The organism is Geodermatophilus sp. SYSU D00705 (assembly GCF_054050135.1).
In genome coordinates, this window is the sequence record NZ_JBJGYT010000061.1 from 1 (window position 1) to 13,723 (window position 13,723).

A 13,723-nucleotide genomic window follows, 5' to 3' on the forward strand; every position below is an offset into this window, starting at 1 on the left:
GGGGGGGGGGGGGGGGGGGGGGGGGCGGCCGGCCCCGCCGCCCCCCCCCCCCCCCCCCCCCCCCCCCCCCCCCCCCCGAGTCCGGTCGGCACCGCGCCCGGCCCGGGAATGCGGTTGCGGAACCGGGAGTTCCCGGTCGTCATGGCCACCGCGAGCTGGAACGGGACCGTCATCGCCGAGTCCGACGACATCGTCGTCGTGGAGGGCAATGCCTACTTCCCGCGGGAGGCGGTGCGTGCCGACGTCCTCCGACCGTCGGGCACGACCACCTTCTGCCCGTGGAAGGGGACGGCGTCCTACCACTCCCTCGAGGTCGACGGGCAGGTCAATCACGACGCGGTGTGGTTCTATCCCGAGCCGAAGGCCGCCGCGCGCGAGATCGCCGGCCGGGTCGCGTTCTGGCGCGGCGTCGAGGTGCGCTGACCCGTCAGCGGCCGGGTCGCGCGCCCGCGAGCTCCCGGGCCGCGGCCGCGGCGTCCGGATCGAGCAGGCGGGCGCGCTCCTGGCGTTCGATGAGCCGGTGGTAGGTGGCCCAGGCCTCCTCCGGCGAGACGTCGACGGCGGCGGCGATCTGCGCCCAGGTGGCCCCGCCGCGCAGGGCGGCGCGGAACCCGACCAGCTGGCTGTCGCGCGCCTTGCGGGAGACGACCTCCCCCAGAGCCAGCAGCTCCAGGGACTCGGGCACGTCCAGCGACGTGGCCGCCTCCTTGAAGGAGCTCCAGTCGTCGTCGTCCACCTCGGAGACGGTGCTCGTCGTGGTCGCCCCGCTGTCCCGACGGCTCAGGAAGTCCAGGCGGGTGACCGCCGTCGTGAGGGAGAACTCCTGCTCGAGGGCGTCGGGTGTGATGCTCATGAGGCATCACATCCCCGGGCCCGTCGGCGGGTCAAACCCGCTGCGATCCTCATCACCCGGACGTGACGGTGCCCCCACCCGTCGTGGACGAGCGGAGGGCCCGCACCCGGCGCGCGGGTACGGGCCCTCCGGGCGCCGGGGCGGTCAGCTGTCGACGCCCACGGCCTCCTTGGCGAGGTCGGCCAGGCGGGTCTGGGTCGCGCTGACCACGCCGGACCGGTTCTTGTGGGTCTCCTCGTAGCGGATCACCACGTTGACGTCGTGCGCGGTCTTCAGCTGCTTGACCGCCTTCACGGCGTCCTGGGTGGACAGCGAGTCGTAGCCCTTGATGGGCAGCTCGTCGGCGCTGACGTCGCCGAGCTCCTCACGGGCCGCCTTCGCCGCGTCGGCGGTCTCCCGGTCACCCTCGCGGCGGGCGATCCGCTCGGCCCGGCGCAGTGCGGCGCTGCGGCCCACGGTGAGCGTCTCGCGCACCGCGTCGGTGAAGGAGCTGGCCTTGCCGGCGACCTGGCCGAGCTTGTCGGAGGCCTCCTGCCGGCGCTGCTGCGCGGTGTCGACGGCGTCGTTGACGACGTTGGCGGCGAAGCGCACCGGAGCGTTGGCCACGCGGACGGCGCTGCCGGCGACGCGCTGGAACGGCGTCGGCCGCAGGGCGGCGGGACCGCCGAGGGCCTCCTCGGCCAGCACGACGGTCAGCCACTCGACGGTGGCCGAGTGGGCGGTGACCAGGCGCTCGGCGAGCGCCCTGACCTTCGGCAGCTCGGCCTTCTCGGCGAGCACCTTGAGGTGCGTGGCGCGGTCGAGCAGCTGGTGCTCCAGCTGCAGGTCCTGCAGCAGCGCCTCCTCGATCGGCTCGGCCTGCTCGAAGGCGGCCTTGAGGACGGCGGCCAGCCGGCCCAGGGCGGGGGTGACGACGTCGGGCACCCCACCGAGCGCGCGCAGCTGCTCGGTGATGGCCGTCGAGCGGTCGGCGGCGTTGTCGGCGTTCTGGGTCAGCTCGCGGCGGACCGCGTCGGTACGCGCCTGGGTCACGCGGGTGCGCGCGATCTGCTCCTCGGTCTGGGTGAGCAGGAGGAGGGCGCGGAGCTGGTTGACGATCTTGGCCGTGTCGGCCTTCAGGATTGCGTCGGTCATGGGGAGACTCCAGACATCGGGGATGACCTGACGTCGGGAGGGTTGCCCCGGGCTCGCCGTCCGCTAACTCCTGCAAGCAGATTGCTAGCAGTGAGGTCGGTCACAGTCGGCTGCGCGCGGGGCCGGACGGCGTCGTCCGGCCCCGCGCGCAGCGGTCGTCAGCGGGCCGGGACGGCGGGCTTGGAGGGACGCTCCAGCCGCAGCACCGGTTGGGTCAGCTCGTCGGCCAGCGGGGACCGCGGGCGGGGAGCCTGGGTGGACGGCGCGACGGCCTTGCCGCACCCGATGCAGAACCGGCCACGCTGCTCGGCTGCCCCGCACTGTGTGCACGCCATGGGGTGCCTCCTCGATCTCGGAAGTCCGATCGACTTCGCTCGCTCGGCACCCTGCCAGGCCGGACGGACCGGTCGGCGCGTTCCGGGATGGATGGGACGACACGTCAACGGACCGTTATGAAGCCGCACCCCGGGGCAGCGCCCGGCCGGGTCCTCAGCTCCGCCCGCGGCGCGCGATCGGCTCCGGCAGGTCGGCCAGGGCCAGGGCCAGCACCAGCGCCGAGTGCCGCTGCGGGGCGTGCACGTCTCCGATGAGCTCCTCGATCCGCTGCAACCGCAGGTACAGCGTCTGCCGTCGCAGCCGCAGCGCCTCCGCCGTCCGCACCTTGGACGACGAGTGCGCCAGGTAGGTGCGCAGCGTGTGCACCAGCTCGCTGCCGGAGGCGGCGTCGTGGGCGACGAGCCGGCCGATCTCCTCGCCCACGAGCTGCTCTGCCAGCGGATCCTGGCGGACGCCGTCGAGCAGCAGACGGGTCGTCATCGCCCCGGCCGCGACCACGCGCTGGCCGGCGTCGGCGAGGTGCAGGGCGCGGCGTGCCCGGGCGAACGAGCGGTCGACGTCTTCCAGCGCGGCGACGACGGTGCCGGCGACCACCCGGGCGCCGGTCACCCCGACGGCGTCGACCGCGGAGAGCGCGGCTCGTGCGGCGGCCACCACCGCCGACGTGCGGACGACGGCCACGACGTCCGTGCCGACGTCGGCGACCAGGGCGGTGCCCGCGGCCAGCGCCGAACCCACCGCCCGCACGACGGCGTCGAGGTCGACCCGACCCAGGTCGGTCACGACCAGCGCGGCGTATCGGCCCTCCGGCGGGAACGGCAGGCCGAGGACGCGCGCCCGGGTGACCAGCTCGCCCGACGTCCGCCAGCGCCGTTCGATGAGGTCGGCGAGCAGCTGACGGCGGCGGTCGTCGAGGTCCCCGCCCACGGCCGACCGCAGCAGGGACAGCCCGAGCGCCTCCGCGCCGTACGACACCACCACGGGGAGCGCCGGGTCGTCAGGACGGCCGGGTGGCAGGACCGCCACCTGGCCCCAGTGCCGTTCCAGCAGGACGACGTCGCGACGGGCCACCGGCCGGCCGCGACTGGAGCCGGAGCGCTGCCCGGCGGCGGCCACGAGGGCGCCATCGGCCGTGGTGACGACGACCGGGGCCCCGGCGAGCTCGGACATGATCGTCGCGAGCTCCTGCGGGCCGGCCCCGTCGAGCAGCGCGTCGGTCAGCAGCTGGCGCACGTCGCGCTCGCGGCGCGCGCCGGCGGCGGCGCGCTCCATGAGCACCGTCTGGATCTGCTCGGTCATCTCCACGAAGGGCACCACCTCCCGCAGCACCACCAGCGGCAGCGCGTGCTCCCGACACGCGGCGACCAGCGCGGCCGGAGCCTCGGGGAACGTCCACCCCAGTTCGAGGGCCAGCGCCGCGGCGCCGCGCTCGGCGAGCGCGGCGACGTAGGCGGCCTCCCCCACCGCGCCGCGGCCGCCGATGCCCAGACCGGTGGTCAGTAGCAGCTCCCCGCCCTTGAGCAGGTAGGCCGCCTCGGCCAGCTCGCTGGTGTGCACCCAGCGCACCGGCCGGTCCAGGAGGTCGGTGCCGACCACGACCTCGGGCGCAGCGCGCCGGAGCGCGTCGAGCCGCAGGACCTCGCCGAGCGTCGTGACCACGCGAGCAGTGCACCAACGACCGGACAGAACGTCCAGTCCCGCCCCCACAAGTCGCCACAGGACGTCCATGGAGCGCACCCGTCCCGTCCCGCCACGATGACCACGGCGGCGCGGCCTCCCGCACCGCCGCCGAAGGGAGAAAGTGAGTCCGTGAAGCCTGCTCCGTTCGACTACCTCGCGCCGACCACGATCGAGGAGACCCTCGACGTGCTCCGCGAGCACGGCGACGACGCGAAGGTGCTGGCCGGTGGCCAGAGCCTGGTGCCGATGCTCAACTTCCGGCTCGCCCGGCCGGCGGTGCTCGTCGACGTCAACTCCGTCGCCGGGCTCGACGACGTCACGGTGGCCGGCGACGCGCTCACCCTCGGCGCCACCGTCCGGCAGCGGGCGCTCGAGACCCGGCTGCCCGACCGGCTGCCGCCCGCGTCGGCGTGGGCGCTGCTGCCCCGGGCCGTGGCCCACGTCGGGCACAAGCAGATCCGGGCGCGGGGCACGCTGGGGGGCAGCCTCGCGCACGCCGACCCCGCGGCAGAGCTGCCCGCCGCCGTCACCGCGCTGGGGGCCACCCTCTGCCTGCGCAGCGCGGAGGGCGAGCGCGAGGTGGGCCCCGACGAGTTCTTCCAGGGCTTCTTCACCACGTGCCTGGAGCCGGAGGAGCTGCTCGTGGCGATCCGCGTGCCCACCTGGCCGGCCGGCACGGGCACCTCCTTCCTCGAGGTGAGCCGCCGCCGGGGCGACTTCGCCCAGGTGGCGGTCGCCGCCGTGGTCACCGTGGACGACGGCCGGATCAGCCGGGCCGGGATCGCCCTGGCGGGCGTGGCCGGGGGCACCGTGAACGCGCGCGGGCTCGTCGAGGCACTGGTCGGCCAGGAGCCCGCGCCGGCGTTGTTCGCCGAGCTGGCCGCCGACCACGCGGCGACGCTGGACCCGCCGCCGGACGTGCACGGCCCCGCCGAGTACCGGCGGGCGCTGGCGGCCCACCTGCTGGAGCGCGCCCTGACCGAGGCGACCGCCCCGTCCACCGCCGCGGCAGCCTGACCGTGCCGCCCACCGCAGCAACCGACCCGACCAGCGCGCCGGCTCCGGCCGGCCGAGGAGGAGAGCAGACGATGCACGCCGAGGACCGCGCGACGGCGGGGACGGGCACGCCCGTCGCGGAGAGGTCGATCCGGGTCACGATCAACGGGAACGTCCACGAGCGGACCGTGTCGGTGCGGCGCTCGCTGGCCGACTTCCTGCGCGAGGACCTCGGCCTGACCGGCACGCACGTCGGGTGCGAGCACGGGGTCTGCGGCGCCTGCACCGTCCTGATGGACGGCGAACCGATCCGCGCCTGCCTGATGTTCGCCGTCCAGGCCGACGGCGCGGCGTTCACCACCGTCGAGGGCCTGGCCGAAGGCGAGGAGCTGCACCCGATCCAGCAGGCGTTCTGGGACCATCACGGCCTGCAGTGCGGCTTCTGCACCCCCGGCATCCTGCTGACCACCTACGACTTCCTGCGGGACTCGCGCGGGGTCGACGAGGCCGAGATCCGCGAGGCGCTGTCGGGCAACCTCTGCCGGTGCACCGGCTACCAGGGGATCGTCCGCTCGGTGCAGGCCGCCGACGAGACCTGGGAGCGCTGAGATGGGCGTGCAGACGATCGGCGCGAACGTCAAGCGTCTGGAGGACCCCCGGCTGCTGCGCGGCGAGGCGGCCTACGTCGACGACATCCGCGTGCCCGGGCTGCAGCACATGGCGATCCTGCGCAGCCCGCACGCCCACGCCCGGCTGCTGTCGGTGGACGTCGGCGCCGCGCGCGCCCTCCCCGGCGTCGTGGACGCGTTCTCCGCCGCCGACCTGGGACCCGAGCCCCCGGCCATCCCCGCCCTCTTCGCGCTCGAGACCTTCCACCCCGCGCCGCAGTACCCGCTGGCCACCGACACCGTCCGGTTCGTCGGCGAGCCGGTCGCCGTCGTGGTCGCCGAGAGCCGGCACGTCGCCGAGGACGCGCTCGAACTGATCGAGGTCGAGTACGAGCCGCTCGAGGCGGTCGTCGACGCCCTGGCGGCCATCTCGCCCGGCGCGCCCGTGCTGCACACCAACGCGCCGGACAACGTGGCCGCCCGCTCGGTCTACGAGTACGGCGACGTCGACGCGGCCTTCGCCGCCGCCGACCGGGTGGTCCGCGAGCGGCTGGACATGCAGCGCTACACCGGCATCCCGCTGGAGACGCGCGGCGTCGTCGCCTCACGGGACCCCGTCACCGGCGAGCTCACCGTCTGGGACTCCACCCAGTGGCCGCACACGGTGCGCACCATCCTGGCCGGGATGATGGGCGTGCCGGTGCGCGCGATCCGCGTGGTCATCCCCGACATCGGCGGCGGGTTCGGCGTCAAGGCCGACTTCAACTCCGAGGACTTCCTCGTGCCCTTCGCCGCCGCCCGCACCGGCCGGCCGGTCAAGTGGATCGAGGACCGCAACGAGCACTTCCTGTCCATCGCGCACTCCCGCGAGCAGGTGCACGAGGTCGAGATCGCGCTGCGCACCGACGGCACGATCCTCGGCCTGCGGGCCCGGCACGTCACCGACTGCGGCGCCTACCAGCGACCGCTCGGCGTCATCAACGCCTCGCTGGCCGCGACCAGCCTGGGCGGGGTCTACCGGGTGCCCGCGTACCGGGTGGAGGCGGTGTGCGCCTCCACCAACAAGGCCCCGGCCTCTCCGTACCGCGGGGCCGGTGCGCCCGAGTCGACGTTCGCGCGGGAGCGGCTGCTCGACATCGTCGCCCGCGAGCTCGGGATGGACCGGGCGGAGCTGCGCCGGAAGAACCTGCTCACCCCCGAGGAGCTGCCCTTCGACACCGGGCTGGCCTCGCTGGAGGCAGCCGTGGTCCTGGACAGCGGCGACTTCCCAGCCGGGCTGGACAAGGCCCTGGAGATGATCGACTACGCCGGGTTCGCGGCCCGCCAGCAGGCGGCGCGCGAGGAGGGCCGGCTGCTCGGCCTGGGGATCTGCGTCTACCACCAGATCACCGGCCCCGGCCCGTTCGAGGGCGGCAGCGTGCGGGTCGACCCCACCGGCGAGGTCACGATCGTCTCCGGCGCCGCCCCGATGGGTCAGGGCACCGCGACGATGCTGTCCCAGATCGCCGCCGACGAGCTGCAGGTGCCGCACGACTCCATCAAGGTCGTGTTCGGCGACACCGGCCGGCTGCCGTTCGGCATGGGGACCTACGCCAGCCGCAACGCGGTCATGGCCGGCACGGCCGTGGTGCTGGCCGCGCGCGAGGTCCGGGAGAAGGCCGGGGAGCTGGCCGCGCACCTGCTCGAGGCCGACCCGGCCGACCTGGTCCTCGAGGACGGCGCCTTCTCGGTCGCCGGCGTGCCCGCCGCGTCGGTGACCTGGGCGCAGGTGGCGGCGTCCGCCAGCCCCGGGGGCAGCCGGCCGGCGGGCATGGCCCCGGACCTGGAGTCGGTGCAGTACTTCGAGAACCTCGCCGCGCCGTACTCCTACGGCATCCACATCGCCGAGGCCGAGGTCGACCCCGCCACCGGCTACACGACCGTCCTGCGGTACGTGGTGGTCAACGACGCCGGCACGATCATCAACCCCCGCAACGCCGAGGGCCAGATCGTCGGCGGCGTGGCCCAGGGCCTGGGCGGAGCGCTGATGGAGGAACTGGTCTACGGCCCCGACGGTCAGCCCCAGTCGACGTCGTTCATGGACTACCTGCTCCCCGGGTCGCTGGACGTGCCCGACGTCGAGATCGGCCACCTGGAGTCCACGTCCCCGCTCAACCCGCTGGGCGTCAAGGGCATGGGCGAGGGCGGGGCGATCGGCGGCCACTCCGCCGTCGCCAACGCCGTGGCCGACGCCATCGAGCACCTCGGCGTCCGGGTCACCCGCACCCCGCTCAAGCCGGCGGTCGTGTGGCAGCTGCTGCGGTCGGCGGGAGCGCCGACGTGACCGAGCCGGCGTCGGTCACCGTCCTGTCGGGCGGCACCGTGGTGACCATGGACGGCGAGCGCCGCGTGCTGCACGACGGCGCGGTCGCGTTCTCCGACGAGCTCCTCGCGGTCGGTCCGTCCTCCGAGGTGCGGGCGGCCCACCCAGGGGCGGACGTGGTCGACTGCGCGGGTCAGCTGGTGCTCCCGGGCTTCGTCAACACCCACACCCACCTGTTCCAGACCCTGCTCAAGGGGCTCGGGGACGACCGGGTGCTGTCGGACTGGTTCCTGACGATGACGGGGCCGTCTGCAGTCGAGCTCACCCCGGAGGACTGCTACGCCGGCGCACTGCACGGCTGTGCCGAGGCCCTGACCACCGGCACGACCACCCTGCTCGACTTCATGTACGTGCACCCGCGCCCCGGACTCGGGGACGCGGTGGCGTCGGCGATGGAGGACATCGGCATCCGAGGCGTCATGGCCCGGGGGTACATGACCGCCGGGGCCGACGTCGGGGCCCCGGAGCCGCTGGTGCAGCCGCTGGACGACGCGCTGGCCGACGCCGAGCGGCTGATCAGCGCACGCAACCGGCCCGGGTCGCGGGTGACCGTCGGACTCGCCCCGTGCATGAGCTGGACGGTGGACGAGTCGACGCTCCGGGAGACGCGGGCACTGGCCGACGCCACCGGGGCCCTGGTCACCATGCACCTGGCCGAGTCGCCGTTCGACGTCGAGGAGTCCGTGCGCCGGTTCGGCATGCGCGATGTGCCGTTCGCCGCGCACACCGGGCTGCTGGGTCCTGACCTGCTGGCGGCGCACTGCGTCCAGGTCGACGTCCACGACCTGGACCTCCTGCAGGAGACCGGGACCAAGGTGTCGCACAACCCGTGCTCGAACCTCTACCTCGGCTCCGGCTTCGCCCCCGTGCCGGCGATGCACCGGCGGGGCATCACCGTCGGTCTGGCGTCGGACGGCCCGGCCTCGTCGTCGAACCACTCGATGCTGCAGGCCATGAAGTTCGCCGCGCTCCTGCACAAGGGGGTACACCGCAACCCCGAGGTGATGACCGCCGAGAAGGCGCTGGAGATGGCCACCATCGACGGCGCCCGCGCACTCGGGTTGGCCGACTCGATCGGCTCGCTCGAGGTCGGCAAGCGGGCCGACGTCGTGGTCCTCGACCTCACCAACCTCTGTGCGACGCCGCTGCACGCGGCGGTCTCGTCCCTGGTCTACAGCCAGCGGGGCGACGAGGTCGACCGGGTCTACGTCGACGGGCGGCTGGTGGTCTCCGGCCGCGCCCTGACCACGGCGGACGAGCGCGACGTGCGCGCCGGGTCCGCGGCCGCGGCCGCCCGGCTGACCGCACGGGCAGGCACCGACCGCCTCGCCGCCCGGCCGTGGCGGTCGATGGTGGGCGCCTGACGGTCCCCCGGAGCGCCCGTGCCGGTCGCGATGCACCCCGCTGTGACGCCGCGGCCGGCACGCGCCCGGACGAACGCGCGGGCCGACCGGCGTCAGGCCCCGTACACGCGGGCCGCACCGGTCGAGGGTCGGGCCGGGTGACCGTCGAGCCACTCCCGGGTCCGCCGGCCACAGGCGCGGTGGCGCAGGACGCGCAGATCGACCGGTCGATCGACGTCGGCGCGCACCGTGGGCGCCGGGACACCGAGCGGGTGCGCTCCCTCCGCCTGGTGGGCAGCGGCGGAGCCGGGGCCGTACCGGGGCTCGAGTCGGTGCCCCGCACGAGCGGTGAGCAGCGTGGTCCCGGCTCCCCCGGCATCGGCGAGGAAGGCGCGGGGATGGGCCGTCGCCGCCGACAGGGCGAGGTCGAGGTCGGCCGGGTCCAGCCCGGGCAGGTCGGCGGGGAGCACCGCGAGCCCGAGCCCGGCGTCCGGCCCGGCAAGCAGCTCCGCGGCCCGGCCGACCGCGAGGTTGAGGACCCCGCCGCCGAGATCCGGGAGGACGGCGGCGCCCATCCCCACCGCCTCCGCCGCGACGAGCGGGTCCGCCGTGACCACGTGCACGCCGCCGACGCCGCCGGCCCGGCCGGCCGCCTCGACCGTGTCCAGGGCGAAGGCCAGCGCCAGCGCCGACGTGTCCCGGCCGGTGGACGGCCGCAGGCGGGTCTTCGCCCGGTCCAGCGTCTTGACCGGGACGAGCACCGTCCAGCCGGGCAGGATCACCGCGGAGCGGCGGCCGCGCCTGCCGAGGGGTCCGCGCCGGTGGTCGGGCGGGCGGCGACGAGATCGAGCGCGACGTCGACGATCATGTCCTCCTGGCCGCCGACCAGCCGGCGCCGGCCCACCTCGACGAGCACGTCGCGGGTGTCCAGGCCGTACTGCGCCGCGGCCCGCTCGGCGTGACGCAGGAAGCTGGAGTACACCCCGGCGTAGCCCAGGGTCAGGGTCTCCCGGTCCACCTGCACGGGCCGGTCCTGCAGCGGCCGCACCAGGTCGTCGGCGGCGTCCTGGAGGGCGAACAGGTCGCAGCGGTGGTCCCAGCCCTGGATGGAGGCGACGGCGATCAGCGGCTCGATCGGGCAGTTCCCGGCGCCGGCGCCCATGCCGGCCAGCGAGGCGTCGACCCGGTACACCCCCTCCTCCACCGCGACCACCGAGTTGGCCACCGCCAGGGACAGGTTCTGGTGGGCGTGCACGCCGATCTGCGTGCCCTCGTCCAGGACGTCGCGGTAGGCGCGGACCCGCTCGCGCACGCCGTCCATGGTCAGCCGGCCGCCGGAGTCGGTGACATAGACGCAGTGGGCGCCGTAGGACTCCATCAACTTGGCCTGCCGGGCCAGCTCGGCCGCCCCGCTGAGGTGACTCATCATCAGGAAGCCGGAGACGTCCATGCCGAGCTCGCGCGCCTTCGCGATGTGCTGGGCGGAGACGTCGGCCTCCGTGCAGTGGGTGGCCACGCGGACCGAGGTGACGCCCAGGTCGTGGGCCCGCTCGAGGTTCTCGATGGTGCCGATGCCCGGCAGCAGCAGGGTGGTCAGCCGCGCGTTCTCCACCACCTCGGCGGCGGCGGAGATCCACTCGGCGTCGGTGTTGCTGCCCGGTCCGTAGGTGAGGCTGGCTCCGGCGAGGCCGTCGCCGTGGGCCACCTCGATGGCGTCGACGCCGGCGGCGTCCAGGGCGGCGGCGATGGCCCGGACCCGGTCGACGCCGACCCGGTGTCGGACGGCGTGCATACCGTCCCGGAGGGTGACGTCCTGGATGTAGACGGCGGTCATGAGCCGGCCTCCACGAGGTCGGGAGCGCCGGTGAGGCGCTCGGCGAGCCGCTCCGCCACGCGCACCGCGGCCGAGGTCATGATGTCCAGGTTGCCGGCGTAGGCCGGCAGGTAGTGCGCGGCGCCCTCGACCTCGAGGAACACCGACACCTGCACCCGGTCGGCCACCGGGGCGTCCTCGCCGAGCAGCACGCGCAGCGAGTCCGCCGCCGGCAGCGGGGCGAACTGCACCGCCTGCTTGAGCCGGTAGCCGGGCACGTACTCCTGCACCCGCGCGACCATCTCCTCGACCGCCGCGGTGACGACCTCGCGGTCGCAGTCGTCGACGACGCACAACACCGTGTCACGCATGATCACCGGCGGTTCGGCCGGGTTGAGCACGATGATCGCCTTGCCTCGGGCCGCGCCGCCGACGGCCTCGATCGCCCGTGCGGTGGTCTGGGTGAACTCGTCGATGTTGGCCCGGGTGCCCGGCCCTGCCGAGCGCGAGGAGATGGACGCGACGATCTCCGCCCAGAGCACCGGGGTCACCGAGGCGACGGCGGCGACGATCGGGATCGTGGCCTGCCCGCCACAGGTCACCATGTTGAGGTTGTCCGCGACCAGGTGCTGATCGAGGTTGACCGGCGGGACGACGTAGGGACCGATCGCCGCCGGCGTCAGGTCGACCAGCCGCTTCCCGTACGGAGCCAGCGCCTCGGCGTTGGCCACGTGCGCCCGCGCGGACGTGGCGTCGAGGACGATCCCGATCTGGTCGAAGTCAGGCATCGCGATCAGCCCCTGCACGCCGTCGGCCGTCGTCCGGACGCCGGCGCGCCGGGCGCGGGCCAGCCCGTCGGAGGCCGGATCGATGCCGACCATCGCGGCGACCTCGAGTTGCTCGGAGAGCTGCGCCTTGATCATCAGATCGGTGCCGATGTTCCCCGAGCCGATGATGGCGACCTTCGTGGTCACAGCTCTCCCTCCTCGGTGAAGGTGACCGAGACCGGTCCCAGGCCGGTCATCTCGGCGGTGTAGACGGCCCCGGGGCGCACCGGCACCATCGGCCCGAGCGCCCCGGAGAGCACGACGTCGCCGGCGCGCAGCGGCGCCCCCAGGTCGCGTGCGGCGGTGGCCAGCCAGGTCAGCGCGGCCAGCGGATCGCCCAGGCAGTCGGTCCCGGTGCCGGTGGAGACCTCGCGGCCGTCCTCGACCATCGTCATCCGGACATCCCGCAGGTCCAGGTCGCCCAGCGGCACTTCACCACGGCCCAGCACGAACAGGCCGCTGGAGGCGTTGTCGGCCACGGTGTCCACCAGGCTGATGTCCCAGTCGGCGACCCGGCTGTCCACGATCTCCAGCGCGGCCACCACGCGGTCCACCGCCGCGCGCACCCGCTCCGGGCCGAGGTCCGCACCGTCCAGGTCGGCGCCCAGCACCATCGCCACCTCCGCCTCGATCCGCGGTTGCAGCAGCCGGCCGACCCCGACGGTCCCGCCGTCGGCGACGGCCATGTCGTCGAAGAGCACGCCGATGTCCGGGGTGTCGACGCCGAGCTGCGCCTGCACCTTGGGGTTCGTCAACCCGATCTTGCGGCCGACGATCGCTCGACCGGCCGCGACCGCCCGGGCGGTCAGCACCTGCTGCACCGCGTACCCGGCCGGGAGGCTCATCGGCAGCAGGTCACGGACCGGGGCGCACGGGGTGCCGGTCTCGACGGCCCGCTGCAGGCGGGCGGCGGCGGCGTCGATCGCGGCGCGGGCGGGGAGGCCGGCCGGAGCCGGCGGGACGGTCGTCACGGGGCGCTCTCCACGGGGACGAGGCGCAGCGCACGGCGGCGCCGCTGGTGGCTGGACAGTCGTTCGGCCGGCACGGAGCCGTACGTGGTGGTGCGCTGCCGGGTCGGGCGGCCGATCCCCGCGGCGATGGCCTCCAGCTCCGGGACGGTCCGCTCGGAGCCGTACGCCGAGCCCGCCATCCGGCTGATGGTCTCCTCCATCAGCGTGCCGCCGAGGTCGTTCGCGCCCCCGGTGAGCAGGCGCTGCACCCCGCCGTCGCCGAGCTTCACCCAGGAGCACTGGATGTTGTCGATCCGGCCGTGCAGCAGCAGCCGGGCGACGGCGTGCACCGCCCGGTTCTGCGCCTCGGTAGGGCCGGGACGGGCGACGCCGGCGAGGTACAGCGGGGCGTTGCCGTGCACGAACGGCAGGGGCACGAACTCGGTGAAGCCCCCGGTGTCGTCCTGCAGCGCGGCGAGCGTGCGCAGGTGCGCGACCCAGTGGGCGGGGGTGTCGACGTGGCCGTACATCATCGTGGCCGAGGAACGGATGCCGAGGCGGTGGGCCGTGCCGACCACGGCCAGCCAGGTGGCGGCGGAGAGCTTGCCCTTGGTGAGCACCCAGCGGACGTCGTCGTCGAGGATCTCCGCCGCGGTGCCCGGGATGCTGTCGAGCCCGGCCTCCTTCGCGGCGGTGAGGAACTCCTCGAACGACAGCCCGGTGCGGGCGGCGCCGTTGACGATCTCCATCGGGGAGAAGGCGTGCAGGTGGATGCCGGGCTGCCGGCGCTTCACCTCGCGGGCCAGGTCCAGGTAGGCGCT

General features: G+C 74.6%; 14 protein-coding genes. 5 read left to right on the forward strand and 9 right to left on the reverse strand.

Annotation, left to right across the window (positions count from 1 at the left end):
- Positions 1-141: 141 nt before the first annotated feature.
- Positions 142-423, forward strand: coding sequence for a DUF427 domain-containing protein (locus tag ACI78Q_RS23215; protein WP_456925839.1), 282 nt, complete (start codon positions 142-144; stop codon positions 421-423).
- A gap of 4 nt (positions 424-427) precedes the next feature.
- On the opposite strand, the gene ACI78Q_RS23220 is transcribed toward ACI78Q_RS23215, so the two are convergent.
- From ACI78Q_RS23220 to ACI78Q_RS23235, 4 genes are all read right to left on the reverse strand, one after another.
- The gene (locus ACI78Q_RS23220; protein ID WP_456925840.1) at positions 428-853 is read right to left on the reverse strand and encodes a hypothetical protein; all 426 of its coding nucleotides are present in this window, start codon (positions 851-853) and stop codon (positions 428-430) included.
- A gap of 144 nt (positions 854-997) precedes the next feature.
- Positions 998-1,987: a ferritin-like domain-containing protein gene (locus tag ACI78Q_RS23225; RefSeq protein WP_456925841.1), complete on the reverse strand. Its 990-nt coding sequence runs from the start codon at positions 1,985-1,987 to the stop codon at positions 998-1,000.
- A gap of 158 nt (positions 1,988-2,145) precedes the next feature.
- A complete protein-coding gene (locus ACI78Q_RS23230; RefSeq protein WP_456925842.1) occupies positions 2,146-2,322 on the reverse strand; it encodes a hypothetical protein in 177 nt (58 codons plus the stop codon).
- A gap of 154 nt (positions 2,323-2,476) precedes the next feature.
- Positions 2,477-3,982 (reverse strand): PucR family transcriptional regulator, encoded by a 1,506-nt coding sequence (locus tag ACI78Q_RS23235; protein ID WP_456925843.1) that lies wholly within the window; start codon positions 3,980-3,982, stop codon positions 2,477-2,479.
- Positions 3,983-4,132: 150 nt separating this feature from the next.
- On the opposite strand from ACI78Q_RS23235, the gene ACI78Q_RS23240 reads away from it, so the two are divergent.
- The 4 genes from ACI78Q_RS23240 (at position 4,133) to ACI78Q_RS23255 (ending at position 9,333) form a co-directional block, all read left to right on the forward strand.
- Positions 4,133-5,020, forward strand: coding sequence for an FAD binding domain-containing protein (locus ACI78Q_RS23240; RefSeq protein WP_456925844.1), 888 nt, complete (start codon positions 4,133-4,135; stop codon positions 5,018-5,020).
- A gap of 71 nt (positions 5,021-5,091) precedes the next feature.
- A complete protein-coding gene (locus ACI78Q_RS23245; RefSeq protein WP_456925845.1) occupies positions 5,092-5,607 on the forward strand; it encodes a (2Fe-2S)-binding protein in 516 nt (171 codons plus the stop codon).
- 1 nt (position 5,608) lies between these two features.
- Positions 5,609-7,930 (forward strand): xanthine dehydrogenase family protein molybdopterin-binding subunit, encoded by a 2,322-nt coding sequence (locus ACI78Q_RS23250; RefSeq protein WP_456925846.1) that lies wholly within the window; start codon positions 5,609-5,611, stop codon positions 7,928-7,930.
- The gene (locus ACI78Q_RS23255; RefSeq protein ID WP_456925847.1) at positions 7,927-9,333 is read left to right on the forward strand and encodes an amidohydrolase family protein; all 1,407 of its coding nucleotides are present in this window, start codon (positions 7,927-7,929) and stop codon (positions 9,331-9,333) included. The genes ACI78Q_RS23250 and ACI78Q_RS23255 overlap by 4 nt, the downstream gene beginning before the upstream one ends.
- Positions 9,334-9,425: 92 nt before the next feature.
- On the opposite strand, the gene cofC is transcribed toward ACI78Q_RS23255, so the two are convergent.
- From cofC to ACI78Q_RS23280, 5 genes are all read right to left on the reverse strand, one after another.
- Positions 9,426-10,094: a 2-phospho-L-lactate guanylyltransferase gene (gene cofC / locus ACI78Q_RS23260; protein WP_456925848.1), complete on the reverse strand. Its 669-nt coding sequence runs from the start codon at positions 10,092-10,094 to the stop codon at positions 9,426-9,428.
- Positions 10,091-11,146: a 4-hydroxy-2-oxovalerate aldolase gene (gene dmpG, locus ACI78Q_RS23265; protein ID WP_456925849.1), complete on the reverse strand. Its 1,056-nt coding sequence runs from the start codon at positions 11,144-11,146 to the stop codon at positions 10,091-10,093. Before dmpG ends, cofC begins: the two co-directional genes overlap by 4 nt.
- A complete protein-coding gene (locus ACI78Q_RS23270) occupies positions 11,143-12,099 on the reverse strand; it encodes an acetaldehyde dehydrogenase (acetylating) (RefSeq protein ID WP_456925850.1) in 957 nt (318 codons plus the stop codon). The genes dmpG and ACI78Q_RS23270 overlap by 4 nt, the downstream gene beginning before the upstream one ends.
- Positions 12,096-12,923 carry a 2-keto-4-pentenoate hydratase gene (locus ACI78Q_RS23275; RefSeq protein WP_456925851.1) on the reverse strand — a complete coding sequence of 276 codons (828 nt, stop codon included), beginning with the start codon at positions 12,921-12,923 and terminating at the stop codon, positions 12,096-12,098. Before ACI78Q_RS23275 ends, ACI78Q_RS23270 begins: the two co-directional genes overlap by 4 nt.
- Positions 12,920-13,723, reverse strand: an 804-nt coding sequence (locus tag ACI78Q_RS23280; protein WP_456925852.1) for a CofH family radical SAM protein, incomplete at its 5' end; no start/stop codon positions are given. The genes ACI78Q_RS23275 and ACI78Q_RS23280, both read right to left, overlap by 4 nt.

Bases quoted from the DNA above. Each gene is read 5' to 3' on its own strand.
- ACI78Q_RS23250 (WP_456925846.1), top strand. From the start codon at position 5,609: ATGGGCGTGCAGACGATCGGCGCGAACGTCAAGCGTCTGGAGGACCCC.
- ACI78Q_RS23230 (WP_456925842.1), bottom strand. From the start codon at position 2,322: ATGGCGTGCACACAGTGCGGGGCAGCCGAGCAGCGTGGCCGGTTCTGC.
- ACI78Q_RS23245 (WP_456925845.1), top strand. From the start codon at position 5,092: ATGCACGCCGAGGACCGCGCGACGGCGGGGACGGGCACGCCCGTCGCG.
- ACI78Q_RS23220 (WP_456925840.1), bottom strand. From the start codon at position 853: ATGAGCATCACACCCGACGCCCTCGAGCAGGAGTTCTCCCTCACGACG.
- ACI78Q_RS23225 (WP_456925841.1), bottom strand. From the start codon at position 1,987: ATGACCGACGCAATCCTGAAGGCCGACACGGCCAAGATCGTCAACCAG.
- dmpG (WP_456925849.1), bottom strand. From the start codon at position 11,146: ATGACCGCCGTCTACATCCAGGACGTCACCCTCCGGGACGGTATGCAC.
- ACI78Q_RS23215 (WP_456925839.1), top strand. From the start codon at position 142: ATGGCCACCGCGAGCTGGAACGGGACCGTCATCGCCGAGTCCGACGAC.